The organism is Kurthia sibirica (assembly GCF_003143975.1).
Taxonomy (GTDB): Bacteria; Bacillota; Bacilli; order Bacillales_A; family Planococcaceae; genus Kurthia; species Kurthia sibirica.
Genome location: NZ_QFVR01000013.1, coordinates 1 through 25,784, shown reverse-complemented (window position 1 = coordinate 25,784; position 25,784 = coordinate 1). Strand labels below are relative to the sequence as shown.

The window sequence follows — 25,784 nt, the reverse complement described above, 5'->3', positions numbered from 1 at the left end:
TCACCAATATATATATATAAAATAGGAGTGAATAGAATGAAAGAAATCGTATCAAATGAAACTACTTATGAAGTAGCACTCTTTAACCAAGAAAATTACGATAAGCTACAAGAAATCCAAGACGAAAATGAACGTTTGAATCAGTCTAAGTTCGATGGATTCACCGATTTAGATATGATTTACTGGTACATTCATCAGCGTAAAAATGTTGATACAACAAAAGAAAAGAATGACCGAACTAAATACGAATACGAACGGGAACTAAAGCAGTTCATCTCGAATTTATTAACCTATGCAGATGACATTCAATTTGATATTCAAGCAGCACCCGATAATTCGCTACTGAAATTAATCGAACCGCGTCACCTTAGACGTTACCAAGATTGGCTCGTTACGAAAAGTCCGTATGTACAAACAGGTAAGCAGTATTCCCCTGCTACGCTATCACGAAAGACGACAATTATTAAATCTTTCTTCACCTTCTTATTTGAATCGGGTTATAGTCCCTATAATGCGTCCACTGGATTGCGTGTAGCCAGCGTTCGTTCCGATGATCGCCCGAATCGAGATTTAGGCAGTATTGAAACAACTCGTATCTTAGATACACTTAGAAAAGTAGATTTACGCTATTACACCATCGTATTAACCCTCGTAACAACAGGGTTACGAAATGAAGAACTTTGTAAGCTCACTGTCAACTCTGTAAAAGAAGATTGGATTAATGGTGGCTACTATTTAGAAGTTGTCGGTAAAGGGAATAAAAGACGCGATATACCGATTAAAGAAGGTGTCTTAAATAAGATACGTCATTATCGAAAATCATATAAACTTTCACCGATTCATCCAGATAATAAGTTAGAACCACTTTTTGTTACACGTAATAACCGAGCTTTTTCACCTTCGTATTTGTCACAGGCTTTAAAGAAAATCATCACCGAAAACGTCACATTGGAATCTGATGTGCAAGTAACGGCTCACAGTTTTCGTCATGCGTTCGCTATCATTTCGCACATGAATAAAGTCGATATTTACGATATTATGCGCTCACTCGGTCACGAAAAAATTGATACGACCATGATTTATTTAGAGAAGGTACAGGCAAGAACCAACAATGCAATTAATTCATGGAGCAGTTCAACATTAGGTGAACACTTAGATTAGTGCATATATGCGTATATGTATATATGTATGGTTTTAAAACCGCTTTATATTAATAAACGTTTATATTGTTAGTCAATTGAATTTTAAAACCAAAAAGGACACCTAAAATCAGGTGTCCTTAAAGTATAGGTTTAGAAACAGAAAGTTCTTACACTTATCAAGCCACCTAAAGTTAATCATATTTTTGGTGATTTTCTGTAAAATTAGACGTATGATTATAAGTGTATATTCATATTCAAAATAACAAAGAAAACGAGGTTTTAACATGACTCTACAAACTGAAATTGATGAAAAATCCAAAGAGATACATACCGATGGTTATCCAATGTCTTTAGGGGAATTGATTAATATGTACAAAGATAAGGAACTACACCTCCAACCTGATTTCCAACGTTTTTTTAGATGGACTGATGCTCAAAAATCTAGTTTTATTGAATCCATTTTATTAGGCATACCAGTTCCTTCTATTTTCGTTGCACGAAGTGATAAGGGAATATGGGATGTCATCGATGGTTTACAACGTCTATCAACTATCTTTGAATTCATTGGAATATTAGAAGATTCAAATGATGAAATAAAAACTCCTTCATCATTACAAGGAACTAAATTTTTACCCTCACTACAAGGGAAGAAATGGGATGATGAAACTGATTTAGAAAATTCATTCACTTCCGAACAAAGAATAGATTTTAAACGTTCGAAAATGGATGTTAAAATTATTAAAAAAGGTAGCGATGAAGATGCCAAATATGAATTGTTTCAAAGATTAAATACTGGTGGTTCTGCACTTTCTGATCAAGAAATTCGAAATTGTCTAATGATTATGACAAATAAAGATTTTTATACTTGGATATCTGAGTTAAGTACTGATCCTAACTTCCTAGCAACTTTACCTTTAACAACTAGACAACTAAATGAACGTGATGACATGGAAATAGCCCTAAGATTCTTTGTATATAGAAATATTAATCTTAGTACAGTTAAGGGTTCTGACGATATGAGGGAATTCCTTACAGATTCAATGATTGAGTTGATGAAATTAGAAAATTTTAATTATGAGGAAGAAGGAAGAATTTTCAGAGAAACCTTTAATTTACTTAATACTACTTTAGACGAAAATAGCTTTAAAAAATTTGATACCTCTAAAGATAAATTTACTGGCGGATTTTCTGTTTCTTCATTTGAATTATTAACAATAGGTTTAAGTGAAAATTTAAACGCATATAATGCATTAGATAAAGAAGAACTAATTAAATTCATAAAAAACATTTATAATCTAGACGTGTATAAAGACACTACTAGTCAATTAGGAATTCGTTCTCTTTCCCGCCTTAAAATATTTGCCCAACTTAGTCAGGAGTATTTTCTAGATGAGCTCTGAAAATACTAAAAATCCCCTTGAAAAATTACAAAAAAGATTAGATAAAGATTTTACTTGGCGTAAGAAAGAATTAACGATTGCTAGGTCAAATATTGATGGTTCTACTGGAGAAACATTAAACTTTAATTTAAAGGTAGCAACTACTACTTTATATTCACATTGGGAGGGTTTTATCAAAACTTCTTCTATCAGTTATTTGGATTATTTAAACAAAAAAAAATATATTTTGTCCGATTTTAAAAATTGTTTTAAGATTTTACATTTTACTAAAAACATATTAGAAATAAAGCATTCTACAAAAAAAAGTAAATTCTTAGAGCTTTATGAAACTTTTTCAAAAGAAAATGAAGAAATTTTCCTTGTAAACACTAAAGGTAATCACCTTATTAATACTCAAAGTAATTTGAACTATGAAGTATTAGAAGAAATATTATTAAGTCTTAGTCTTGATATTACACAGTTTCAAACAAAAGATAATCTTATAGATGCAAACTTACTTAATATTCGAAATAAAATAGCTCATGGTGAATATTATAGCTATTTAGATACAACTAACTATAATTTAGATATGGAAAAACAAACTAAATCTAATTTTTTAATATTATATGATGATATACTCACACTAATGGAAACTTTCAAAGATATGATTATTGACGCAGCACTTGATGAAAGCTATTTAGCAAACTGAAAAGGTAACAGTAAATGTTTAAGCATTTACCGTTACCTTTTCATCTATTAAATTTCATCTTCAGTTACTTCATAAAGTTTCCAGACTATTGCTTGGATTTTTTTTATTTTTGAGAATTTATCACCTTCCAAAATCTTTTTAGTTTTACTATCTAATTTATTTGATAATTTATTATTTAAAGTATAAATTTCTCTACTTAAATTCACTATATTAGTATACTTTTCTAAATCATCTTTATTCTCAAAATCAATCTTCACTATTGGTAAATTCCTCAACAACGCTGTACCTCTAGCGTAAAAACCGTTATCAAACTCACTTGCTGTCATAGAAATAACCCATTCTATTAAAGGATGACTAAGAACTGCTTGTAAAAATTCAATTGCATAATCAGAATTTTCCTTTTGAGAAATGGCACAGTAACCTGCTGTACCTCCAGAGGCAATTAACATATCTTCATTGTCTAAATAGTAAAAAGGCTTGCTTGATAGTACCCCTACTATCAGTTTAGGTCTATCAATAAATCTTGTAAGAGCTTGAATACGCCCATAATGATACCAGCTTTCGCTAGTAGCATGAGGTACATCTCTTTTACCGTTTGGAGATACTTGCTTAGGAACTAGCTTTTCATAATTAGATTCAAGATATTCCCATGTCCCATTAAAATCGGACTGCATCTTCTCTTGAGAATAAATTTTTCCACTTATATCGTAAGGAAAGATCATATGTTTATTGGTTTCAACTACATCATATGACCCTAAATTTTTTTCACTTTTCTTTGTAGGTTTATAAAAAGGACGTACTATATTTTTCTCAATTTCAAATATTTTATCCATTTTACTTATTGAATAGTGTGTTGGAGTCTCTTTAACTATCTCATTATCAGCAAACCAATATACTGGTGGTCTTTCTGCACTTGTTTGGATACCGTTAAATATATCAGCTACTTCATTTAATGCTAGGGATTTTTTTAAGATTTTTTCAAGTAAAACTTGTTCTGATTCACTTGTGGGGAGAACCCATGGCTTTTCTCCTAAACTATCTAATGCAATTTTATAGGAATTATCTATTACTTTTTCAAAATATTCATTAAGCCAGTTTTGTTTATTACTTACTTTCTCATAGTTAAAATGACTTTCACTGTCTTTTTTTAAATGGATAATAGAGCTATACGTAGTAAGATGCTTTGTATTTTTACTAGTTCCTCTAAATAACTGTAATGAACCGAAGTCAATATACTCTTTTAATAACTTTTTATTTGTTATAAGTTCACGTAATTTCTTCCCAGATTCAATCTTCGTAAATTTATTTGGAATAATATAAACTAATGAACCGTCTTCTTTTAGATGCTCAATCGCACGTTCAATAAAAATGAAATATTTATCAAATTGTTTGTATGCAGAACTATAATAAGACTTATAAAGCTCGTATTCTTCTTTTAATAATTGTCCTTTCATATCTTCTGTTGTTACATAAGGTGGATTTCCTATAATTAGATCAAATTCTTCCACATCACTATTACTAAAATTCCAATCAAAAGGGTAAATATTCAAGCGTTTTTCCATTTCTTCGTCAGTTCCATACATATCTGAATCAATTAAAGCATTTCCTACTTTAATATTTTCATCTAAAACTGGCAATATATAATTACGATTTTCTAAAGAATGTACATCTTCACCATCCAATAATTTTAACATTAAACTGAATTTAGAAACTTCTACTGCATAAGCATCTATATCTATTCCATAAATACACTCATTTAATACATTAATCTTTAAGTCTATACTTAAGACCTTTTCTCCATTTGCTGCCTCTACTAACTGATTGGGATTATGTTCTATATACCATTGTTGTACTTTGATTAATAGATAATCAAATACTTCAATCAAAAATATTCCCGACCCACAAGAAATATCTGCAATTTTTAAGTTTAATATTTCCTCTGCACTTTTATTTTCACAATAAGGTGACAGCGCTTTATCAACCATTAATTTTACAATTTCATACGGTGTAGTAACTATATCACGATTTATACTTGAATGTTTTTTAGTCAAACAAATACTATTTTCTTTAATTGTTATTTTTTCTGTTAAAAATAACTCATAAATTTCTCCTAAGATATTTGGTTCCAATATTGAAAAAGCATATGGACTAACAGGGTAATACAAACTTTTGATAATCTCTGTTAAAGTATCACCTTCTATTAACTCCAATATTTCACTATCTTCAAAAATACCTGAATTGTATTTTTTATCCGCATCTTTAATAATATCCATCAATTTACTTTTAACATTCTTATCCAAACTGCCCTCTAAACTATGATATAATGGTAGGTTTTTATCCTCACAAATTCTTAAGAAAATCATTTGATTTATAAAGCGTTGAATAATTTCGTTAAGATATGTTTCGCTTAAACTTTTATCTTTAGCATAAATATCATTAGCAATACTGATTCGCCAACTATTAATTAAGTGTAAAAAATGTTCATCAATCGGAGAAGCCGATGCCTGTTCAATTAAATGTGAAAACTCATTTTCAATATTTCCATTCCTTACATTTTCATAAGATAGTAACTCTTTAATTTCATCCCACTTTGAAATATATTCTTCATAATGATAGACTTTCAACAAACCTGTCTTTTCATTATCAGAAACCGTAGGCGCTACAGTAGCATCAAAAATCAATAAATATTCGAAATTTGTTAAAACTGATATATAATGTTTTTTGGACCAACCATAACTTCTTGTTTGGAAAATTGCATTTAAATCGGTTGTAATGTTCACTGATGGTTTCTTAGCCTCTAAGAAAAATTTAGAAATTCCATTAACTGAAAATTTATAATCAGGTCTAAGCGTCGCAGTTGTATAACTTTCTGGAATTACATCTCTTAATGAAGGTTGTTTTCCGTTTGTATTAGATACATCCCAACCTAGTAATTGAAAAAAAGGATCTATATATTCAACTCGTGTAGAATGTTCATTATATTTTTTTTTATTATCTTTCATAAAAAGATAATTTTTTTTGAAATTCCTTACCAACTGCTCTAATTCCATTTTATCTCTCTCCTAAATACATTTTTCACTAATTTTACATCTAAATGGGGAAGAATTGTTAATTTAAAACAAAAAACCCCTTTCAAATGTATAAAACAAATGAAAGAGATAAAATACTAATTACCTGTAATACCACGATTTATTCTTCTATTTTTTAATTTATGCCAAATTTTTCTACACTGACTAACAACATCAGCTGACATATTTAGTCTTCCTACAAGTAGTGTTCTGTCAATCAAATCTAATACTTCTTCTATGTCATTATTTTCTCGAATTGCTGTATTCAAACTGTCAAACAACTCATCCACGATTTCTTCTTCTATTACTAAATCATTTATATTTGGGATAGTTACATTTTCTAACTCCCTAGGCAAGATTTCTAATACGCCTCCACCATAACTTCTAGCTTCTAATTCTGTAAATGCAAAAGCAATACTATTATAATAAGAAATTATAGCTTTTTTTCTGTCTGTTCCCACTAGAAATGACACTCTATGCATAGTATCTGTACTTACTGCATGATAATTATTTAAAACAAACTTAGGATATTGATAATTTCTTCTTAAAAAGAACGCATCCGGTTCCCAAATTGATGGAATTGCATACCATCTTTCTCTAATACGACATTTATAACCCGTATTTTCTTCATTTTGTTCGCCAATTTCTATATAAGATCTTTGTCTTTCAGTTAATTGTGTATCTGTTAATTGATTAAAGTCTAATAAAAATGTTTTTGCTCCTTGTTCAACATTCCATTGCCAATCTGTTTCTTCAAATGTAACACCCGGAATATTTACACTTCTAGCAATTAACGGTCTTGAAATAGTTAATAAATCATAGCTCGTAGCCGTTTCCTTGTCCACACAAAAATAGCTGTTATTCCCAGTTGTAATACCTACATCTACTTGCGCTATATCCCCAAAGCTAATACAACTCTCTGATTCTCTAAGTAGACTAATAACATTATTCTCATGAGGGTTTAAAAAATATTTTGTCCATTTCACGTTCGTTGTATCTATATCCTGAAAACCCTGCTGATCATTACGTTCATCAAAGTTTTGATTTAAATCATTTATATTTACAAACTCTAATATTTTCATTTGATGGGTTCCAACAAAATCCGTATTTTTACGTCCTAATAATACAACAACTTCTTGGTCAATACCTTCAAATATTAATTCATCAAAAGTTAGAATAGTAATTTCATTTAAGTTTTGCATTAAATAACTGCGTAATTGTTCAGCATATTTTACTTGAAATAATTCTGCTGGAATTACAAAAGCTATTTTAGAATTATTTTTTAATAAACTAACAGCTGCAGTAGTAAAGGCAACCCAAGCATTAATTAATTTATTTGATTTCATTTGATTTTCTATCAATAAATTACTCTGTATATCTCGTTGCTCTTCTGTTAAATACTGATACCTTATATAAGGAGGATTTCCTACAACGAAATCGTATTTTTTTTCACGATTATGATTACCATTATAATATTTATAGAAGTCGGACACCAAAATATTAAAGCGTTCATCAAGTAATAATCGTTCAGAAGCAAGTGCAGCCTCTTCGGAAGAAATTTCAATGCCTAAACATTCAAAATCACCATCGTACTGTCGTAAAGCTTCTAAAAATACACCATCTCCACAACTTGGCTCAAGGATTGTATTTACTGTCCCATCCATCCCCCATCTAACAATAAAATTCGCCAAATCTATTGGGGTATAATACCTACCTGCTAATTTTTGTTCGGTAGCGTTTTCTCTTAATCTCATTTAATATCACCTCATCCATCATACCATACTAACTTTATATTAATATGCTAAAAACATTAAATAACACAGAACTTACGTTCTTGTAAATTATATCATTTTTTTGTGAATTAATCTTTTTTATAACTTATATCTTATCAATTTAAATTTTGTTTCAAAATGCAAGTAATATCCAAAAAAATAAATTGGTAAATGAAATATCGCATAATAGAATGGAGTTAGATAATACTTTCATTCAAAGTAAATGTATAATAGTTGAATTTAATAGAACCCATCACGCTAGACCAACAATTTATAAATCCGAAAAATAAGTTAACCCAGACCAAGAAAACATATCAAATATAAAAATAATGATGAATAACCGCTTAACTTTCTTCAAAGTTTACAGCGTCGATCCAATTCCAAATCACTGAAATACGGTCCAAAAATGAAACGTTCATGGCGCACAACATTAGATGAACAAAGTAACCCCTTTAGCTTTCGCATGAACAAAGGTCCCCTTTTTAATAGCCTTTACTTCTGATTTAGTAAACGCTGATGAAGCTTGTACATTCATTTGAGGACTAATTATTGCTGAAAAGTAACTTCCTATAAAAATTAATAGTATTAGTAACACCCATTTCTTCATACCTAACTTCTCCATAAAAATGCCTATTTTAAACGCTACCAACCTTTACTTACTCCATATTCATAAAATAATGTATTATTATATAATTTCAAATTCGGCAAATCATACGCATGCGGACTTCCAATACTAAAACTAACTGTGTTTTTACCCACTTTATAAGTAATGAAATATTCCCCTGAAGCATACGAAAGGGATTTTTTCGTGCCGAATACCTTTTTGATATGTTTATAGTCAATAAGATAGTTCATCGTAATACTATAGACAGGATCTTTTTTAATACGGGTTACATCCCAATTTTTATACTTTCCATTTGTATAAATCTGTATTCCATTCGTAAAATGATCTCTAAAAGCAGCTCCCTGTGGTGTAAATGTATAAATGGGCTTTCCAAATTTCTTAAAGAACTTTTCATAAGGATCATTTAATTTTAGTGAGCCACTATTTAATGTTTTTCCTTCCTTTGCTAATGCTTTAATTTTCTTCAGTTCCTTTATCGCATAAGTATTCGTTGAAGCTGCTTGAGATTCTAAAGTTACTATGCCTCCAAAACTCATCATAAAGACGAATAGGATTATTACTTTCTTCATCCGTTCCCTTCCCCCTTTTAATAACACATATCACTAATTTACCCATTAAAAGAAGATTTAATTAACCCTTAAATCAGATTTATTCAGATACTTTACCAAACTTTCATTTGGGAAATTACTATCACTTTAAAACGGCTAATAAATAATCTCTTTTCCAAAGTCACACTATTAAAAAACGCCTAAAATATGTAAGATACCCCACTAAAATTTCAAAGAATATTGAACTGAAACTAAAAGCATATCAGATGTCCAAAATATCGCTAGAGGAGTTAATAAATACCGAAAACTTTGTTGATTCTTTTATGTATGTAGAGCTTTCAAAAAATGCTAGAAATAAAAATATACTCAATGCCTTTAATTGAATATGATTAACAACAAGTAAAAGGCACTGACATTTGTCAGTGCCTTTTACTTAACTATTTATCTTTCAAATCAACTTTATAAGGATCAAGCTGATAATCGTGAATATGTTTAATCGTACTATGGTCGATTAAAGCTGAACCAGTACCTAAGTCGTTAATTGTTTCTTGACCGCCTTTAGCGATTTTTTCGATTAACGCCCAACCACCGAATGTAATTGCTCCGCCTAAGAAGATACCAATAATTGCTTTAACCCAATGCCCCCCAGAACCTTGTTGAGCTGTTACAGCTTTAAATAATTGGAATACTCCGAAGAACATCATAGCGATACCAATGAAAAGAATCGCAACTGACACCCATTGCTGGAACTTGTTCTTACCATTTTCTAAGAAATCGTCTACAGACCACATGACATCGAAGTTCATATGTGGAAGTGTCTGGTGTAATAAATCAATCACATGAAAAACTCCTTCCCTTTTTAGATTTCGGCATGACTCAAATATCAGAACCGATAACGTATCTAAACGATAACATATAAAAACAACCTATTCAATAGCTTAACGCTATATTTAGAAGTAAAATAAAAAATAAATGTAGAATAGTTCTACATTTATTTTATTATAGGTTATTAAATCAGCTTAATACTAACTTTCCTTACCTGTTCCTCTAACATATTCTGTTTGTGAACGATTTAATGTTTCTAAACTTTGTTTGATTGCACTCGGATTTTCATAAGTACGTTCGTCTAATCCATCACGATATGCTTCAAATTTTACTGAACCTAATTCTTTTTTCGCTTTTAATAAAGCGTTTGGAGAAGGGTTCTTCATTTGTGCGACATTACGATAATTCACTTCTGCGTCACGAATCGCTACTAAATGTTTACGAGCAGCACCGTTTGTAAGGTTGCTCGGATTGTTTAAGTTTTGATTCGGATTGTTTTTGTCGTATGCGACATTATACTGCTTCGCCACTTTACTAACATTTGCACGAGCATTTGACGAACGAGCCATTTGTTTAGCTGGTTGCGAATTGTATAAGTTACTCGCACCCGCTTGAACTTGTTTCAATTGTCTGCTCGCTTGTTGAATTTTTTTATCGTATTGAGCTTTTTCACCGACTGGAGCGACACTTGCAAGTTGTTTCAGTTGATTTAATCTAGCGGAAGATTGTTTGACTGCATTATTTGAGTAGCCAACACTTGCAAATTTCGGTATCGAATTCTTCGCTTGTTGCTTGCTTTGAACATTCCCCTTACCAGTTGAGCTTGAAGTTGTTCCAGACTTACTTGTTGAACTTGTTCCACTCGCTTTTGGTACTGATTTAGAACGAGCAATCAATCCATTCGCTTGTTGTAAGTTCGCTTTTGCTGATTTCGTTGCTTGTTGCTTGTTTGTAACGTCTTGTTTCAACGCGTCTAACTGTTCAGGTGTTGTTGTATTCGGATTGGCTAAAGCGTGTTGTAGCTTATCTGTAGCCGTTTTTTCATCTGCTTTTGCAGTTGCATATTTTTCTTTTGCTTTATTTGCAAATTCCTTACTTGCGCTCGCACTCGCTTTCCCTGTTTGAGCCACACGTTGTTTCGCACTATCAACTCTTTGTTGAGCCGACTCGATAGCTTGTGGATCACCACTTTGTTTCGCTTTCGCTAAATCTTTTTCAGCAGTAGCGAGTGATTTCTTCGCTTGTTCATGCTCTTTCGCTTTACTTACAACACTCGCACCTTCATTGTCATGGTTTTTATCACCTGTTGGTTTAAATGCTGGAATTACAGCGTTATTACTACTTTGAACGTTACCTGTAGACGTATCATTTACATCACCGTCACGTTGAGCTGAATCAATTGCTGATGTATGTTCTCCGTTCTCTGCTTCAATACCTGTCACATCACTAGATTCAGTATTCATTCCACTTGAATCAACGACTGACGCGTTCTCGTTATTTTCAGCAGCACCTACATGGTTTATTGAATCACTTTCAACTTCCGAACCATTTCCATGTAGATTCGATTCTGCATTTGAGTAATCTTCAAGGTCTTGTAGCTCTTTTGTTTTACCAGAGTCACCGTTAATCGCACCTTTTGATAAATCATTTGCATCGGCATTGTGTTTCGCTTCAAGGTCTAATCCTTCATTGATTTTATCTTGTCGCTTACTTTCGATACCTTTGCCCGCATTTCTAAGTGTTTCTGAATCAGCTAATGCTCCAACCATACCAAGTGCTTTCGCTCCTTGTTTAGCAGCTTGTTGTTTGGCTAATTCTTTACGCTTTTCTGCATTGGTTAATGGACGACCAAGTTCAGCTTCTTTTGCCCTTATTGCATTTTGCAAATCAGCTTTCGATTTTTTCGCTCGTCCGTTGGAACGAGGTCCATTTGGTGACGGGTTTCGTGACCCAATCGCACCTCTTGTACCATCTTCACCCTCACCTTCACCTAATTGAGCTTTCTGTTTAGAAAAATCAGAAGTTGGACCGTTATCATTTGATGTACGAGCCAATCCTGTACCCCCATTTGGTGAATTTCCTAATAAGTTCGATGATTTATTCCCCATGCCCCCTGCCATTGCAGGTTGTTTGCTACTATCTAAAATTCCAAATAAATTTGATAATACACCTTCAAATGCTGAACCCATTCCTTTGAAAATCGAAGCTCGAATTGAAATTAAACGGATTGATAAAAACAGTAATAATACCGCGATCACGATATTAATTGTTCCGTAAGCCGTATTTCCTAAAGAACCCGCTAAAGCAACATTATCTGTAACCAGTGAAAAGATAGTTTGTTCCTTTCCAGCTAATTTATCACCTAATTGTGTTACACCCACGATTAACTTTTGGAAAATCATATAAAATACGGCTCCACCAATTAATTCAAGCCCAACTGTAAACACAATCACTAGCATTTTGACGAAGTATTTAATTGAACCGAATGAAGCAGCTCCCATTGAAGCGATTGCTTGTGGAATTGATGTAAATACACATACCACAGCTCTATATGCGAAAATGAACCCTAAAATCGCAATCGAAGCTACGGTAGATAGCATAAGTAAGAAGTTCCCGAAAGCGATAAACCCTCGTCCCGCTAACCCTACTGACGCATGATACGGTGTAAATGCTTTACCAATCATCAAATCAGTTCGTGTAAAAGTGAAAGCATCCGAACCGAATGTTGTTGATAAGAAGTTATACATACCTAATGAACTTAATCCACCAGAGTTTTTAGCTCCTGTTTGTGCGTTATTACTCGTATTCCCTTCAGCTGGTTGTGGCTTCATTGTCGTGAATTTGCCGTTTGGCTTCACCGACAAACTACCATCTGTCGAAATTAACTCCGAATAGGTTTTATTGTCTAACTTGCCACCAGAGTTTATATAATTATTTTTCGCAAAAGATTCATAAGAAGCAGAGGTAACTTCATCTAATGTCATCCATTTCGATAAAATCGCCATTGCGTAGTTATTAATTAACCCATTTTTTGCTTCGTCTAAATCTACGTCTTGCGTACCACTTATTGTTGTTTCTTTATGATTTTCATAAGCAGTTCGTGTATCTCTTGCGTTTTTAAGACCAGCACCGTCCGCGTTAATATCTAAAATTTCTTTATGTGATACATACGATACTTCGCCACTACTTAATGTTTTCTCTAAATTATTTGATTCACCACCAGGTAATGCTAGACGTGAATGTTTCGCCCATTTATCGAAATCAATTAAGTTAGAATAAATCGCATAATCTGAAGCTGATGTCCCTTTATAGGCTTCTTTTGTTTCGGTCAAAATGAATGAAAAAATCACACTAATGAATAATGGACCGACTAAGATAATAAATACGCGTAAAAAGAATTTCATCAACGCTTGCGTCATTCCAGAAGCAGCGCTCGTTCGAGGGTTCTTCCCACTCGCTTTCCAACCAAGAAACGCTAAACCTAAAGAAAATACAAAGATGATACTAAGTACAATAATCCCTAAATCTTTAATCGGGTTTAAAACGCCCCCTACAATCTCTTGTACAGAAGAAAACGGTGAAGTTGGATCTATTGCTTCACTACTGAACCATCTGAACACATTTATATAATCTGCCACTGTAATTAAGAATGAAAATAAATAATTCACTGCTGATTGTGTAAAAAAAGCAACGAACATTATAGCACCCGCAACGATTCGCCCTAATTTGGCAAATACGGCAGAGGGATCGCCTTCTACAAACGAATGGTCTAATCCAGACGAGTGTAAAACGAATCCATATGCACCCGCAGTTGATAATGCACTATCTTTTCCTTCTGATTTCAAATCACTATAACTCACTTTTTTAGTGGCTTTTGTAAACTCTGCAAAGAATGATGAATCTGAACCTAACGCAGACCATTGATTCCCCGCAATTTTTCCATCTTCTGTATCTTCACTTAATCCATCTTTCGAAACTTCTTTCGATATATCTTGCATGGAATCAAGTTTATTTTCATCTTCACTGTCTTTTGCATTTGCAATCGAAGTAAAATCGCCTGGTAAATATTCAGTCGCTTTTGGCGTGAATAAAAATGACAATGTAAACACGATAATAAACACTAAAAAGAGAAGGAGAAACTTAGAGTGAACTCGTAAATTTAGCTCACTTCTTTCTTGAAAAAAGTTAGTCAAAAATGATACCACCTTTCTTGTTATTTTATTATCAAAGAACGCTTGATTGCCGAAAAAACTCAACGCTATCAATGAATAAATGATAACACATACGATTCATAACCTAAAGAGAAAAAACAAAAATAAATTAACTTTAAATAAAAAGAAACCCAAAAATAGATTATGTTTATTTTTAAAAACATAGAATAAATGTAGGTTTTTATATTTAATTCATATTAATCGAATAATAAATCTGAATCGAAAATGATGTTATCTAACCCTCGACGAAGGTAATATTGTGTATCATTTTTAGATAGAATTGCCGAGCGTAATGTTTCTGGAATTCGAGCTGATAAGGCTTCTTGATACGATTGAACAGCTGGCACTGACATATAGCCTGTTAAAATCCAGTCCGCTTTCGCCATACTGTTTAATTTCGTGTTCTCCAACATTTTATCTGTATCGTCATATAAGTATGCTACACGCACCTTCTTGGCTCTTAAATCGTCCATCGCTCGTTTCGTGTATTGTAAAATGCCCTCGTCAATTCTATCTGCTCCATGAATAATAACGACATCCCCTTCTTTTAAACTCGATGTAGCGAAACCAAGTGCATTGATAAATTGAGCCATTACAACACCTGTCCCACGCATCATTAACGATGAAAAATCATAAATGACACGCGGTTTAATCGAAGCTGAATCAACGTTATTTGAAGTAATTGTATCGAATAAATCACCATTCGACTCTAGCATTGATTTGAATAATCCTGACAAACCAGCTAATGACCTTGTTACGTTGGGGTCGACATTTTTCATACTTAAATATGAAGAATACGCATTATCTAAGTAACCAGAAAACTTACGTAACCTCGGAACATTATTATGTGGAATTCCAACGATACGAATTTTTTCTCGGTTCTCCATCGCATTACGCACCCACATTTTATGCCCGATATAAAACAAATTTAATTGCTCGACTAGAATGTTCAATGCTATATCATCAATATCTCGGCTCATTTGTTGTGTCATTAGTCGAATCTTCTCTAAATGTGCCGCGTATATACCTAACTCGTCTTTTGAATCACCAAACATTTCAAACGGGTTAATATCACCATTCGACATCGAAACCATCGAAGTAAGTGAGCTTAGGTTTACACCGATTTTGGTTACGTCCGCACCATTCAGTACAAAGTGTACGACTCGTTTATTATTTAACAAGGCACTTTGCGACAATTTCACGCCCCATAAAGTCGAAGCCTTTGTTGATGAACCAAAATACGATTCATTATGACCTAGCGTAACAGCTTTGTTATCAGCAGCTACAATTACGTGTGAATCATAATCATTCATATCCCACAGCACTGCAGCATTATTTACGTCAGCTCGCATTTGCCCCACATATTCACCTCGTACATCCTCGATACCATGTGTCACAATATTATAAAAGCCCGCAAATTCCGTAGCCGTAAACATATAGTTTCGTCCGATTTGATCTTCAGCACGTTTTGTTAGATTCTTAAAATCTTCCTGTTGTCGTCCCTCGAATGGTGCTAAATAAACACCACCGAAATTTGTATCAAATTCACGCGTGATTCGGTCAACGGCTTCCTCTAAATTTTTCAGTTTAGTTGCTTTGATTAATAGCTTGAAAGACACATATAAATACGAATCGCCACTCGCTAAATCTTCTGCAATTATTGTTAAATCTCTTGATTTCTTCTCGGTTAGCAGTTTTGTTTTCGATTGATTTGAGCTTTGTGAATCGCCTACTTCTGATTTCACATTATCGTCAGCCTTACCTTGATATTTCTCCACCCATTTTTGTTCCGCTTGATTCACATACGTTAATTGGCGTGTCACAACACCTTCACCAAGATTACGAGGAATCATATTAATTCCCCACATTGCTCCTAGATTATCGTCCGAACCTTCTGTGTTAAAAACGGTTAAAATCGTTGCGTAATTGTCATCAATCATAAAATAATCACTCGAAAAATGATAACCGACTTCGGGTGTGATTTTCTTTAAGAAATGATTACTCATTAAAATATCTTTTAATTTGTCCTTCTTTGTTTTTGTATCTTTTTTCTTCTTCATTGACCGTCTTGTGTTCATACTTACGTTTGCCATCTATATCACAATCCTTTATTTAAAATGTTGGCGATACCGATGTATCATAATTAGCCACGCAGCCTAACGTTTCGTTGGCCACGCGGGGGAATATCATCTATTCCGCTTTATCTTCTTTTGTTTTTAAGGCTTCCACTCGTTCAGCAGATAGCAATTCTTTATAGTATTGACACGTTTCTTCATAATCTAATACTCTGAAATCCGTTAAGAACCCACTGCTCTTATCCATTTGTAGGTTCAACCAATTTTCGAAATCTCGTAAAGCAACTGGATTTTTTGCTCTTACAATCATGTACTGATGTAGTGACTTAAATTCGCTCCCCACATAATTCATCAATACGTCTATTTGCGTGTCCATCAATTGCATTAGACCAGGGTGTTTATTGATTAGATTCTCTTGCTTATCTAATAAATTCACTACTTGCGTTTCTGTTTTTTGTGGCTCGGTTGCTGAATCATAATAAATACTCACGTTTGGCGTTAATTTACGGTGGAAGTTTCGTGAAGCTCCTAATACATGAGCTTGATCTTCTTCAAACATTAGAATAGACGCATTACCGATTAGCTCGTAAATGTACCCCACATCACCGTTACTAAATATCACCATGCTATCCGCTTCGGAAATTTCGTGAATATCAATCATCTTTTCAATTGGCTCATAAAAGCCATCATCTGTTGTATTAAATTCTCGGTTACTTTTAGCGACATAGTTGTACATCGCTTTTAAATTGGACGCTCCTATCAATTTTGTTTTCGTTGGAGCAGCTAATAAGTAAATTAACCAGAAGTAACCTATCGACCAAGTGATAATACCGATGAACCCACCACCTGCGAGAGGTGTTTGTGTCACTAATAAGAAGTACAAGAGGACACCAACCATAACTAAAACCAATGTACGAACAGTAATTTGTCGTTTGAAAAGTGTATTTCCGCCTTGCGTAACGAATGTTACGGGTAAATCAAAGGTACTTACATTCAAACTAAACGGTAATTTAAAACGGCTACGCATATGTGCCACCACCCTTTTCTGAACCGATTGTTTTCTTCGTTTCATACGCACCGACCACAATCACCGATTTACTTTCTAGTCGGAATTTATCTTCAGAACGTTTTTCGCCCTCTGATTTAATCGCGATTTTTTTAATTTCAGGATATTCATTGATGAATCGTGCCACTTTTGTGATGATGTCATTTTCCACATTACGTTTCATTCCACGACCACCACCGCCACGCGTATTTTCATCGTATTTCTCATCGACCAAATGCTGAATGACGTTTTTGTGATAAAACAAATCAACGTTATGTTTCTTTTTCGCCATCTTCACTACCCGTTGCAACTGAATTTTGGCGATTTCACGAATTGCATCCTCTTTTAACGAGTTGAACGGTACAAGAGCGTCAAAACGGTTCACCAGCTCCGATGGAAAATTATCCGAAGCGATTAATGCGTTTAATAGCAAATCCATGTAGTCACTTAAATCTTCTTTTTCATTGTAGTTAGCCGCATTTGCATAAGCAGCTTCACCGACATTCGTTGTAGCGATTATATAAGCGTTATTAAAGACGACTTCTCGCCCATGACGACTTGATAAGCGAGCGTCATCTAAGACTTGTAAGAGTAGTCTTGTAATCGTTCTGTCGGCTTTCTCGATTTCATCTAGTAAAATAATCGAATACGGGTTTTCCCACACTCTGTCAGTTAATTGATTTCTAAATAAGTCCAAACTTTCCTCTAAAGCATATTCAGACATATCAAAACGGATTAATGAACGTTCCGAACCAAACAAATTCATTGCCATCGCCTTTGCTAGTTCCGTTTTACCTACCCCAGTAGGCCCCATAAATAAGAATGAACCTTGTGGTTTTGAATCATCTGTCATATCTGCTAAAGAGATATTTAAACGATTCACAACGCTATCTACGGCAAGTTTTTGATTAATGACACGCTTGTTTAAATTGGTTGTAATTTGATGCACATTCGCTTCAAAATTGGCGTTAATCCCCGTACTTTCGTACACGACTTTATTTAGCAATTTACGGTCTATTGTGTCACCAAACGCTAAGTGCCACCCAATCATTGCGTCCAACATAAAAATAGATTTTCGTGGTTGACTTTGTGAGGGGATATAACGCTCTGAATAGTCGATAATGTGTTCAAAAATCGTTTTATCGAACATAAAGCTATTCGGTATAGACCGTTCCAATAGTGAATTTAATATACTTAGAATCGTATCTCGGTTGGGTGGAGCGATATTAATTCGTTGCAGACGTTGATTCAACGCTTCATTCGACTGTACAAACTGTTGATATTCTTCAAACGTAGTTGCTGTTATGATTCGAATATTTCTCGCACCCGACATAGCTAGTAATGGCTTAATGGATTCGACTGCTGGAGCCGATAGTTGAATCAACTGGTGAAACTCGTCCATAAATAATACGAGTCCTTTCGATTGATCCGAACTTTCACTTGCAATCATTTGATACGTTGCGACTTCATCGGCTAATCCTTTTAATCTTGCAGCCATTTTATTAGCTCCATCAGACCCCATTCGTGCTAAGTCGATTTCTAAATAAATATTTTTATTATCATCTCGTGACATTTCAGCTACGATTGACGTTTTACCAATCCCTGCTGGACCTAATAAAATGACATTAGATATTTCTGGTCGCATTAAATTTGCTTTTATTGAACGTATCTCTCGTTCTCTATTTAAAATCGGACGTTTTGAAGGGAACATTTGAACCGCATAATTCGCTAAATTCGGATATTCACTTTCATCAAAAACTATTTTATCCATCTCTAATCGCCCTTTCGTTACTGGTCTTTTCGCATATACGCATATATGTATATACGCATATATGCGAATCGTTATTATTGTTGGTGCTCCTTTTCGGAACAGAAAAGGCGACAAACGTCGCCACGTATTTATCATACGATTTAAAATTGAATTTTCGGCTCTGGTGCGCCGACCATACCTTCTGTATCTGGATGCACATATTCGTCATCGTTATCTGCATCAACCGAATTTTCATCAAAAGTTTCGTGCGATTCTCTTTCTGTTTCGTCTGCTACTTCTTCGTTTTCTTGTATTCCTTCCATTACCTCTGTTGTAAATGGGTTCATCGCAAGTGAATTACTTGAAAAGTCAATTTTCTTATTCGCCATATCATTCACATCATCTGTAAATTCTTCTGTTTCAAATTCTTTTTCATCTTCAAATTCTTCTAGCTCATTTTCTACTTCTTCTAATGGTTCGTCTGCTACTTCTTCATCTGTGACAACATTAATAAATTCTTCTGTACCTTCAAATTCACCCGTTTCAAATGTATCTTCATGGTTTTCAACGATTACTTCAGCTGCTTCCTCTAAATTAGGCTCACGATGTTCAGCTTCAATTTGTTCAGCTTTTATCACTTCTTCAGTCGTTAGTGTTTCCACGTTAATCTTAGATGGATCGAATTCCTTTAAAAAATTAACTTTTAATTCCTCATTCGCTGAAGTTTTTATTTCTTTTGTTGTTTCAAGCATTTGTCGTGCTGGACTCATTGGAAATGGTGATTTTTTCGGTGCTAAGTAACCCACGATTTTTTCCTCTGGTTTCGAGAAACCATTCACCAAGTCAAGTTTTTCAGTGATTGTACTTACTTCTTTTTTTAAGTTTGCGATACAGATTTCCAAGCCTTTTGTTTGGCTTTCTGAATGACCTCCGTAACGTTGTACTTCCGTTAAAATCTCGATTTGTGCAATAACCTTATTCATGTTTTCAAATAAATCACGCGAATTTATTAATGTCATTGTTTTATCTCCTTTTTTAAACAGCTTTTCACCCAATTACTGATTTCTGTTTTAATAATAACAGTATGCACCATTTAAACCCTTATATCAATGAAATTAAAAAGAAAAAACATAGAATAATTCTATGTTTTTATTTAATCATCTATATAATTGTGAATTTGATTCATCTTTTTCTACTTCATTTTCAACAGTAACAGGGGCTATATTCGTCTTAATTTCAATTAGCGTTTCTTCACGAATTTTGCGAATATCCATCAAATTCTTTTCAGTCAGTTCACGACTATAATCCAAATGAATTGAAGCGTTCAATTTATCTTCAATTACTGCTTCATCTATAGATATAGGTAATTTTTTATCTTCTTCCAACTTCCTTGCGAACCGTTGCTTTTGCTGAATTTGTTGTTGAATTTGTAACAAAGGGGCTACTGGTTGATTCGTTTTTTGGATATATTCCAATGCGTCTATTAATGATTCTTCACGCTCATTCAACCGTTCCTTGTACACACCTCTCGCTTTTGAACCTACTGAACGAACCGTTAGTGGGTTAAAATCATTTACAACTTCATCTATATCCAATGCGTTAATCCGTTTTTGATATGCCGTATTACTTTTCATTAAATTATCGACCGGTTTTTCTTCTGGTAACGGAAGCAGTTCACCAGTATTTTGCTGATGTACGAACTGCTTTTGAATCGGTTGTATATCCGTAGCATGAAATTTACCCAATAAAAAGCCTTTCAACGTATAGGTATCGACTTCTTTCATGTGCGAATTCAAATCTTTTTGAAATTTTGGAGGTAGCTCTTTATCGCCATTCAGATTGTTTTGCCAAATCTCTATATTCGCCCCCAAATCAGCATATTTTGTCTGCTTCAGTTTATTTAGAACCAGTTGCGTGTTAAGTGGTATCGGCATTGTCCCATCTTTCTTCAAATCATCTAAAACTTCGCTCACTGTTCGGCAATGCCCTTCACTATCTTTCGTTTCTCCAGCAGCCATCAATAAGGTCTGAACGTTTGCATCGTTTTGGAATTCTTCAATTGCTTTATTTAACGATAATTGAGGCGTTTCCGACTTTTTCATTAAGATTTCATTTAGATTCTTTTGTTGAATCTCCAAATGCTCGCGTAATCCACTTAATTCATGTGTTTCTTCTCCACTCGATTCCGTTCTTACGGGTAAATAGGCTCTATATTTATCAACTAATTCAAAATGCGTCACCATTTCATTCTTGTAAAATCGCCCGATTGGTAACGATTCTTCTGCTACTTGCTTATTTAACAAGGCTTCACCGAACTCTCGATAAGCTCCATGAAACTTTAATCCTTCACTTAAATGCTTCATCTTTCGCTCCGAAAACATTTGAAATCGCAATTGCACCAACGTTAGATCGTCTGGATTCTTTTTAGCCAATCCGATTAACTCGCTGGTATCTTTTGCTCCGATTTCAAGTAACGGTGTTTTAACTGGTGTTGGATTGCGTTTTTTTCGCCTTTCTTTCATAAAATGCTCTTTAATCTCTGTATATACACCGTTCCCCATTCGCTCCATCGCTATTTGTCGTCCAAATTCAACGAATTGTACTTTGGTGGTTTCCGTTCCTTCTTCTGCTCCAAGTGAATCTTCTGCAAACTTTTCAAGTTCTGCTTCTAATTTCTTCACCCCTGTAATATCCCCATGCTCGGTATCTAATGATGTTAAGTACGTGTTCATTAAATGATTTGCCCTTGTCATAGATTTTGAGTCGGAATTATATACCCATTCTTCTTCATCGACAGGTAAAGCAGCGATTAATTGTTGTAACTGTACACTCGTATTCATCTGCTGAACCGTTAAACTTCGTACATTCGCTACCGATTCTTGTTTCGCATTTTCTATACCTGAATGGTAATGTGCGAACCCTTTATCACTTTGTAAACTTCGATGAATTCCTCTCCGCATCCCTTCACGCTCATGTTTTGTGATTTTCCCTTTTTCTGTACCATCTATGAACTTTCTCGCCTTACTAAACACTTTGTCAGCTATCGTTAAATGTGCATGAACATGATGTGTGTCTGTTTGAATCGTACCTACCCATATTGGCTTTGCGAACTTCGCAAGCTCGGTAAATTTGTTTACACCCTTTATAATGGCTCGTCTTAGTTTCAATTGATCTAACTTTCCTGCAAAATCACCTTTTTCTTTATGCTTAAAATCAGCTGGTAATACTTTCAGCTTGATTAAATAATCGGTAGTAAACGAAATTATCGTTTTTTGAATCGTATGCCCCTTATCGAAACAATCTTGAATTTGCTCGGCTTCTTCTTCTAATTCTTCATATCGGTACGATAAACCCAGTGAACCGAACCCTCGACCATCACGACCGTCTAGCAAAAACAGTGCCTTTTTCAATTCATTTTTACCAGTAAATTCAGACTTTGCTTGATTCGTTAATTTGTGGCGTGTTGAATAGAACGCTATATATTGATCAAGTGACGCATTATTTACTCCAACAGGAGCTAATTTTTCAGCAGCGTCATCACGAGCCGTATAATTCACGATGTAATTACCTGGTGAAGCACCGCGACTCGCATTTTGTGTATTTGTAAATTCATTTCTTATCACGATTTGACTCGATAACCCCATCTATATCACTCCTATAAAAAAAGCTACAGTTGAGATTCAACAGTAGCTCGCATATTATCTATCTAATCCACCATCATCCACTTGTTCATGTACCGTATTCATCTCGTTAGGTGGCACGAATTGGACTGGATTAACGGCTTGTTCAATCGACTGGAACGTTTCTTTCCTTCTACGTTCACGCTCACGTTCTTCTCGATACGCTTGCTTACGTTCAGCAGCTAATTTACTTTCTCGTTCCAACTCTTGCTCGGCTTCTCTTTCTAATCGTGCTCGTTCACGCTCAATCGCCATCATTTCTTCTTCAGCTGATTGATTAGCAAGTTCCAACTGTTCATCTGCTTCAATTTCAAAAACAGCTAATTCACTAATCGGTTCCAATTCAACTGTTTCTATTTGTTGCGATTTATCTGTTTGTAATAAATCATGTTCGTTGATTTCAATTTCTTGATTTGCTTCACGTTCGATAGGGTTCGTTGCAACTATCGGCTCTGGAGCTTTCATGTGTGTTTCATCTAATGATTTATCTTTTACCGACAGGAACCCATTTTGAAGTAAGTTTTTCAATTCACTTTCTCGAACATTACTTATTGGCGTTGAAAAAGATTGTTCATTTACAACACGAATCGAATTTACATCATCTAACTTATAAACAGATACATTGATTGGACTGGTTTCATCCGAAAATACACTTGAACGTAATTCTTCGTTTAACTTGCGCTCATAGTTCGCACCATCACGATAAAAGCCACCACTTATGACTTCCTTTAAATCATTATCATTTAATTCGTATCGAAATTGGCTTGTTGTTTCTCGATTTACGTCTACGACTATTTCGCCAGCTGAATCCATTGTGACGATTTTAAATTCCGAATCAGTTCGATTGTCGTTGTATGCTAATAAAGATACGTCTACGGTCATATAAACCTTTGGTAGCCCTCTTAAAAAATTCGTATTATTCATTGTTGCGAACTTCACATCACGCACACTATAAATTCCTTCACTTACATTTAGGTATTCTTCAATCGGTTCATCTTTCACATGAATTGATTCAATTTGATTCGCAAATACTTTATTTGAACTATGCCCTGCATATAAACGACTTCCTATCACGAAAACACTTCCTTTTATATTATTAGTCACACTATCTATTCCCCAACACTAGATATTTTAACATAAAAAATAAAAAACATAGAATAATTCTATGTTTTTTAAAATAAACCTTATTTATTCTTTGTACCGAGAACACTCGCGACTTTAGTCGTGTAGATGAATCGGCATTTTCTTTTGTTTTGCTGTTTTAATAACAAATAATTGATATTTTGTAAGAAAATATGATATAATTATATTAAAATAATTAATTGAAAAGTGAGGTGAATACAATGCTACGCCACAAAGCCTATAAATTTAGAATTTACCCAAATAAAGAACAACAGGTATTAATTGCGAAAACCATTGGTTGTTCTCGTTTCATCTATAATCATTTTCTAGGGTTATGGAACGAAACCTACGCTCAAACAGGTAAAGGATTATCCTATAACAGTTGCTCTGCTATGCTACCGAAAATGAAAAAAGAAGAATCGACAATATGGCTAAAAGAAGTGGATAGCATTGCGATTCAATCTTCTTTAAAACATTTAGCTGATGCTTATACTCGTTTCTTTAAGAAACAAAATGCGAAACCAACATTCAAAAGTAAAAAGAGTCCTGTTCAAAGTTATACAACACAATTCACAAACAATAATATTGCGATTGTTGATAAAAAATTAAAGTTACCTAAATTGGGACTTGTTTCGTTCGCACAAAGTAGAGTGTTGAAAGGACGCATTATCAATGCAACGATTTTATTTAGACCAAGTGGCAAATACTTTGTTTCATTATTGTGTGAAGAAGAAATCTATGAACACGCTAAAACGAATGTTTCCATCGGTATTGACTTAGGTATTACTGATTTTGCGATTCTTTCTAATGGACAGAAAATAAGTAATAACCGCTTTACCTCTAAAATGGAGAAGAAGTTGAAACGTGAACAGCGTAAGTTATCCAAACGTGCATTAAACGCTAAAAAGAATAATGTACGTCTGTTTGAGGCGAACAACTACCAAAAACAAAAGCGTAAAGTCACAAGACTTCACGAAAAAGTAATGAACCAACGGACTGATTTCTTAAATAAACTAAGTACAGAAATCATCAAAAACCACGATGTGATCTGTATTGAAAACTTGAACGTAAAAGGTCTGTTGAAAAATCATACATTAGCGAAAAACATTTCCGATGTTTCTTGGTCTGAATTTGTCGCTAAATTAACATATAAAGCGAATTGGTATGGCAAAGAAATCGTCAAAGTCGATAGATGGTTTCCATCTAGTCAAATCTGTTCTGAATGTGGCAAGCGTGACGGTAAAAAAGGACTGCATATTCGGACGTGGACATGCCCTCATTGCCATGCAAATCTCGATAGAGATATAAATGCAAGCAGAAACATTTTAACCGAAGGTTTACGACTTTTAACCGTAGGGACTACGGAGTTAGCTTAGTTAATAAGAGAAACCGCTGTGAGTAAAGACATACGCTCATAAGTATGCTCTGTTCCTAAGAATCTCCTAACTTTAGTCAGGAGAAGTTCAAATGCGACTGTCCGAATGTAAGAACCCGCATATGGAGCGTCTGGGTTAATATCTCTACGCTTACGTGGAATCACATTCACACCTAACGTACCATTCGCTTTTACCCTTGTATAAGCTCCTTCTAAATACACCTCTACACCTTTTCCACTTAACGTTGAACGCTTGTTTTCAGTTGTCATTTCATCTACCCCCATTATTCTCTCTCTACTGTAACTTTAGCAACGAATGGTTTTTATATATCTTAGATTTACACTTTAAGTGCAACACAAAAAGAGACTCATCACTTCAAACCTTGTAAAATAGTGTTTACGAAGACAACTATTGAAAGGAATGAGGCAATGAATCTCTATACACATCTTACCATAAA

Annotated in this window: 17 protein-coding genes; 4 read left to right on the top strand and 13 right to left on the bottom strand. The window is 34.1% G+C overall.

Features of this window, described 5'->3' with window-relative positions:
* Positions 1-36: 36 nt before the first annotated feature.
* The 3 genes from DEX24_RS10415 to DEX24_RS10405 all read left to right on the top strand — a co-directional run bounded on the left by DEX24_RS10415 (position 37) and on the right by DEX24_RS10405 (position 3,230).
* Positions 37-1,161 carry a tyrosine-type recombinase/integrase gene (locus DEX24_RS10415; protein ID WP_109306375.1) on the top strand — a complete coding sequence of 375 codons (1,125 nt, stop codon included), beginning with the start codon at positions 37-39 and terminating at the stop codon, positions 1,159-1,161.
* A 265-nt stretch (positions 1,162-1,426) separates the two neighbouring features.
* Positions 1,427-2,542: a DUF262 domain-containing protein gene (locus DEX24_RS10410; RefSeq protein ID WP_109306374.1), complete on the top strand. Its 1,116-nt coding sequence runs from the start codon at positions 1,427-1,429 to the stop codon at positions 2,540-2,542.
* Positions 2,532-3,230, top strand: a complete 699-nt coding sequence (locus DEX24_RS10405; protein WP_109306373.1) for an MAE_28990/MAE_18760 family HEPN-like nuclease — start codon at positions 2,532-2,534, stop codon at positions 3,228-3,230. Before DEX24_RS10410 ends, DEX24_RS10405 begins: the two co-directional genes overlap by 11 nt.
* A 47-nt stretch (positions 3,231-3,277) precedes the next feature.
* Here DEX24_RS10405 and DEX24_RS10400 read toward each other — a convergent pair whose 3' ends face one another.
* The 12 genes from DEX24_RS10400 to DEX24_RS10345 form a co-directional block, all read right to left on the bottom strand.
* On the bottom strand, positions 3,278-6,280 hold the full coding sequence (locus DEX24_RS10400; protein WP_109306372.1) for an Eco57I restriction-modification methylase domain-containing protein: 3,003 nt from the start codon (positions 6,278-6,280) through the stop codon (positions 3,278-3,280).
* Positions 6,281-6,396: 116 nt separating this feature from the next.
* Positions 6,397-8,052, bottom strand: coding sequence for an N-6 DNA methylase (locus DEX24_RS10395; RefSeq protein WP_109306371.1), 1,656 nt, complete (start codon positions 8,050-8,052; stop codon positions 6,397-6,399).
* A 448-nt stretch (positions 8,053-8,500) separates the two neighbouring features.
* Complete coding sequence (locus tag DEX24_RS17205) at positions 8,501-8,677, bottom strand: hypothetical protein (RefSeq protein WP_170112913.1); 177 nt, start codon at positions 8,675-8,677, stop codon at positions 8,501-8,503.
* A gap of 35 nt (positions 8,678-8,712) precedes the next feature.
* Positions 8,713-9,264 (bottom strand): DUF4309 domain-containing protein, encoded by a 552-nt coding sequence (locus tag DEX24_RS10385; RefSeq protein WP_109306369.1) that lies wholly within the window; start codon positions 9,262-9,264, stop codon positions 8,713-8,715.
* Positions 9,265-9,680: 416 nt separating this feature from the next.
* On the bottom strand, positions 9,681-10,082 hold the full coding sequence (locus tag DEX24_RS10380; protein WP_109306368.1) for a hypothetical protein: 402 nt from the start codon (positions 10,080-10,082) through the stop codon (positions 9,681-9,683).
* Between the two features lie 186 nt (positions 10,083-10,268).
* Entirely contained in the window at positions 10,269-14,261 is a 3,993-nt protein-coding gene (locus tag DEX24_RS10375) for a hypothetical protein (RefSeq protein ID WP_109306367.1), read from the bottom strand.
* Between the two features lie 215 nt (positions 14,262-14,476).
* A complete protein-coding gene (locus tag DEX24_RS10370; RefSeq protein ID WP_109306366.1) occupies positions 14,477-16,372 on the bottom strand; it encodes a hypothetical protein in 1,896 nt (631 codons plus the stop codon).
* A gap of 97 nt (positions 16,373-16,469) precedes the next feature.
* Positions 16,470-17,381 carry a hypothetical protein gene (locus DEX24_RS10365; protein WP_109306365.1) on the bottom strand — a complete coding sequence of 304 codons (912 nt, stop codon included), beginning with the start codon at positions 17,379-17,381 and terminating at the stop codon, positions 16,470-16,472.
* Positions 17,374-19,170, bottom strand: coding sequence for an AAA family ATPase (locus DEX24_RS10360; RefSeq protein ID WP_170112912.1), 1,797 nt, complete (start codon positions 19,168-19,170; stop codon positions 17,374-17,376). Before DEX24_RS10360 ends, DEX24_RS10365 begins: the two co-directional genes overlap by 8 nt.
* A 140-nt stretch (positions 19,171-19,310) precedes the next feature.
* Complete coding sequence (locus tag DEX24_RS10355) at positions 19,311-20,168, bottom strand: hypothetical protein (RefSeq protein WP_109306363.1); 858 nt, start codon at positions 20,166-20,168, stop codon at positions 19,311-19,313.
* 138 nt (positions 20,169-20,306) lie between these two features.
* On the bottom strand, positions 20,307-22,793 hold the full coding sequence (gene mobL, locus DEX24_RS10350; protein WP_109306362.1) for a relaxase MobL: 2,487 nt from the start codon (positions 22,791-22,793) through the stop codon (positions 20,307-20,309).
* Positions 22,794-22,847: 54 nt separating this feature from the next.
* Complete coding sequence (locus DEX24_RS10345) at positions 22,848-23,903, bottom strand: hypothetical protein (protein WP_109306361.1); 1,056 nt, start codon at positions 23,901-23,903, stop codon at positions 22,848-22,850.
* Positions 23,904-24,172: 269 nt separating this feature from the next.
* Here DEX24_RS10345 and tnpB point away from each other — a divergent pair, with 269 nt between their 5' ends.
* Positions 24,173-25,327 (top strand): IS200/IS605 family element RNA-guided endonuclease TnpB, encoded by a 1,155-nt coding sequence (tnpB, locus tag DEX24_RS10340; RefSeq protein WP_109306360.1) that lies wholly within the window; start codon positions 24,173-24,175, stop codon positions 25,325-25,327.
* On the opposite strand, the gene DEX24_RS10335 is transcribed toward tnpB, so the two are convergent.
* Positions 25,324-25,596: a hypothetical protein gene (locus tag DEX24_RS10335; protein WP_109306359.1), complete on the bottom strand. Its 273-nt coding sequence runs from the start codon at positions 25,594-25,596 to the stop codon at positions 25,324-25,326. The two genes, tnpB and DEX24_RS10335, sit on opposite strands and share 4 nt — an antisense overlap.
* Positions 25,597-25,784 lie beyond the last annotated feature (188 nt).

What these genes read in the sequence shown, in the direction of transcription:
- DEX24_RS10415 (WP_109306375.1), top strand. Translation starts at nt 37, where the DNA reads ATGAAAGAAATCGTATCAAATGAAACTACTTATGAAGTAGCACTCTTT.
- DEX24_RS10410 (WP_109306374.1), top strand. Translation starts at nt 1,427, where the DNA reads ATGACTCTACAAACTGAAATTGATGAAAAATCCAAAGAGATACATACC.
- DEX24_RS10405 (WP_109306373.1), top strand. Translation starts at nt 2,532, where the DNA reads ATGAGCTCTGAAAATACTAAAAATCCCCTTGAAAAATTACAAAAAAGA.
- DEX24_RS10400 (WP_109306372.1), bottom strand. Translation starts at nt 6,280, where the DNA reads ATGGAATTAGAGCAGTTGGTAAGGAATTTCAAAAAAAATTATCTTTTT.
- DEX24_RS10395 (WP_109306371.1), bottom strand. Translation starts at nt 8,052, where the DNA reads ATGAGATTAAGAGAAAACGCTACCGAACAAAAATTAGCAGGTAGGTAT.
- DEX24_RS17205 (WP_170112913.1), bottom strand. Translation starts at nt 8,677, where the DNA reads ATGAAGAAATGGGTGTTACTAATACTATTAATTTTTATAGGAAGTTAC.
- DEX24_RS10385 (WP_109306369.1), bottom strand. Translation starts at nt 9,264, where the DNA reads ATGAAGAAAGTAATAATCCTATTCGTCTTTATGATGAGTTTTGGAGGC.
- DEX24_RS10370 (WP_109306366.1), bottom strand. Translation starts at nt 16,372, where the DNA reads ATGGCAAACGTAAGTATGAACACAAGACGGTCAATGAAGAAGAAAAAA.
- DEX24_RS10365 (WP_109306365.1), bottom strand. Translation starts at nt 17,381, where the DNA reads ATGCGTAGCCGTTTTAAATTACCGTTTAGTTTGAATGTAAGTACCTTT.
- DEX24_RS10360 (WP_170112912.1), bottom strand. Translation starts at nt 19,170, where the DNA reads ATGGATAAAATAGTTTTTGATGAAAGTGAATATCCGAATTTAGCGAAT.
- DEX24_RS10355 (WP_109306363.1), bottom strand. Translation starts at nt 20,168, where the DNA reads ATGACATTAATAAATTCGCGTGATTTATTTGAAAACATGAATAAGGTT.
- mobL (WP_109306362.1), bottom strand. Translation starts at nt 22,793, where the DNA reads ATGGGGTTATCGAGTCAAATCGTGATAAGAAATGAATTTACAAATACA.
- tnpB (WP_109306360.1), top strand. Translation starts at nt 24,173, where the DNA reads ATGCTACGCCACAAAGCCTATAAATTTAGAATTTACCCAAATAAAGAA.
- DEX24_RS10335 (WP_109306359.1), bottom strand. Translation starts at nt 25,596, where the DNA reads ATGACAACTGAAAACAAGCGTTCAACGTTAAGTGGAAAAGGTGTAGAG.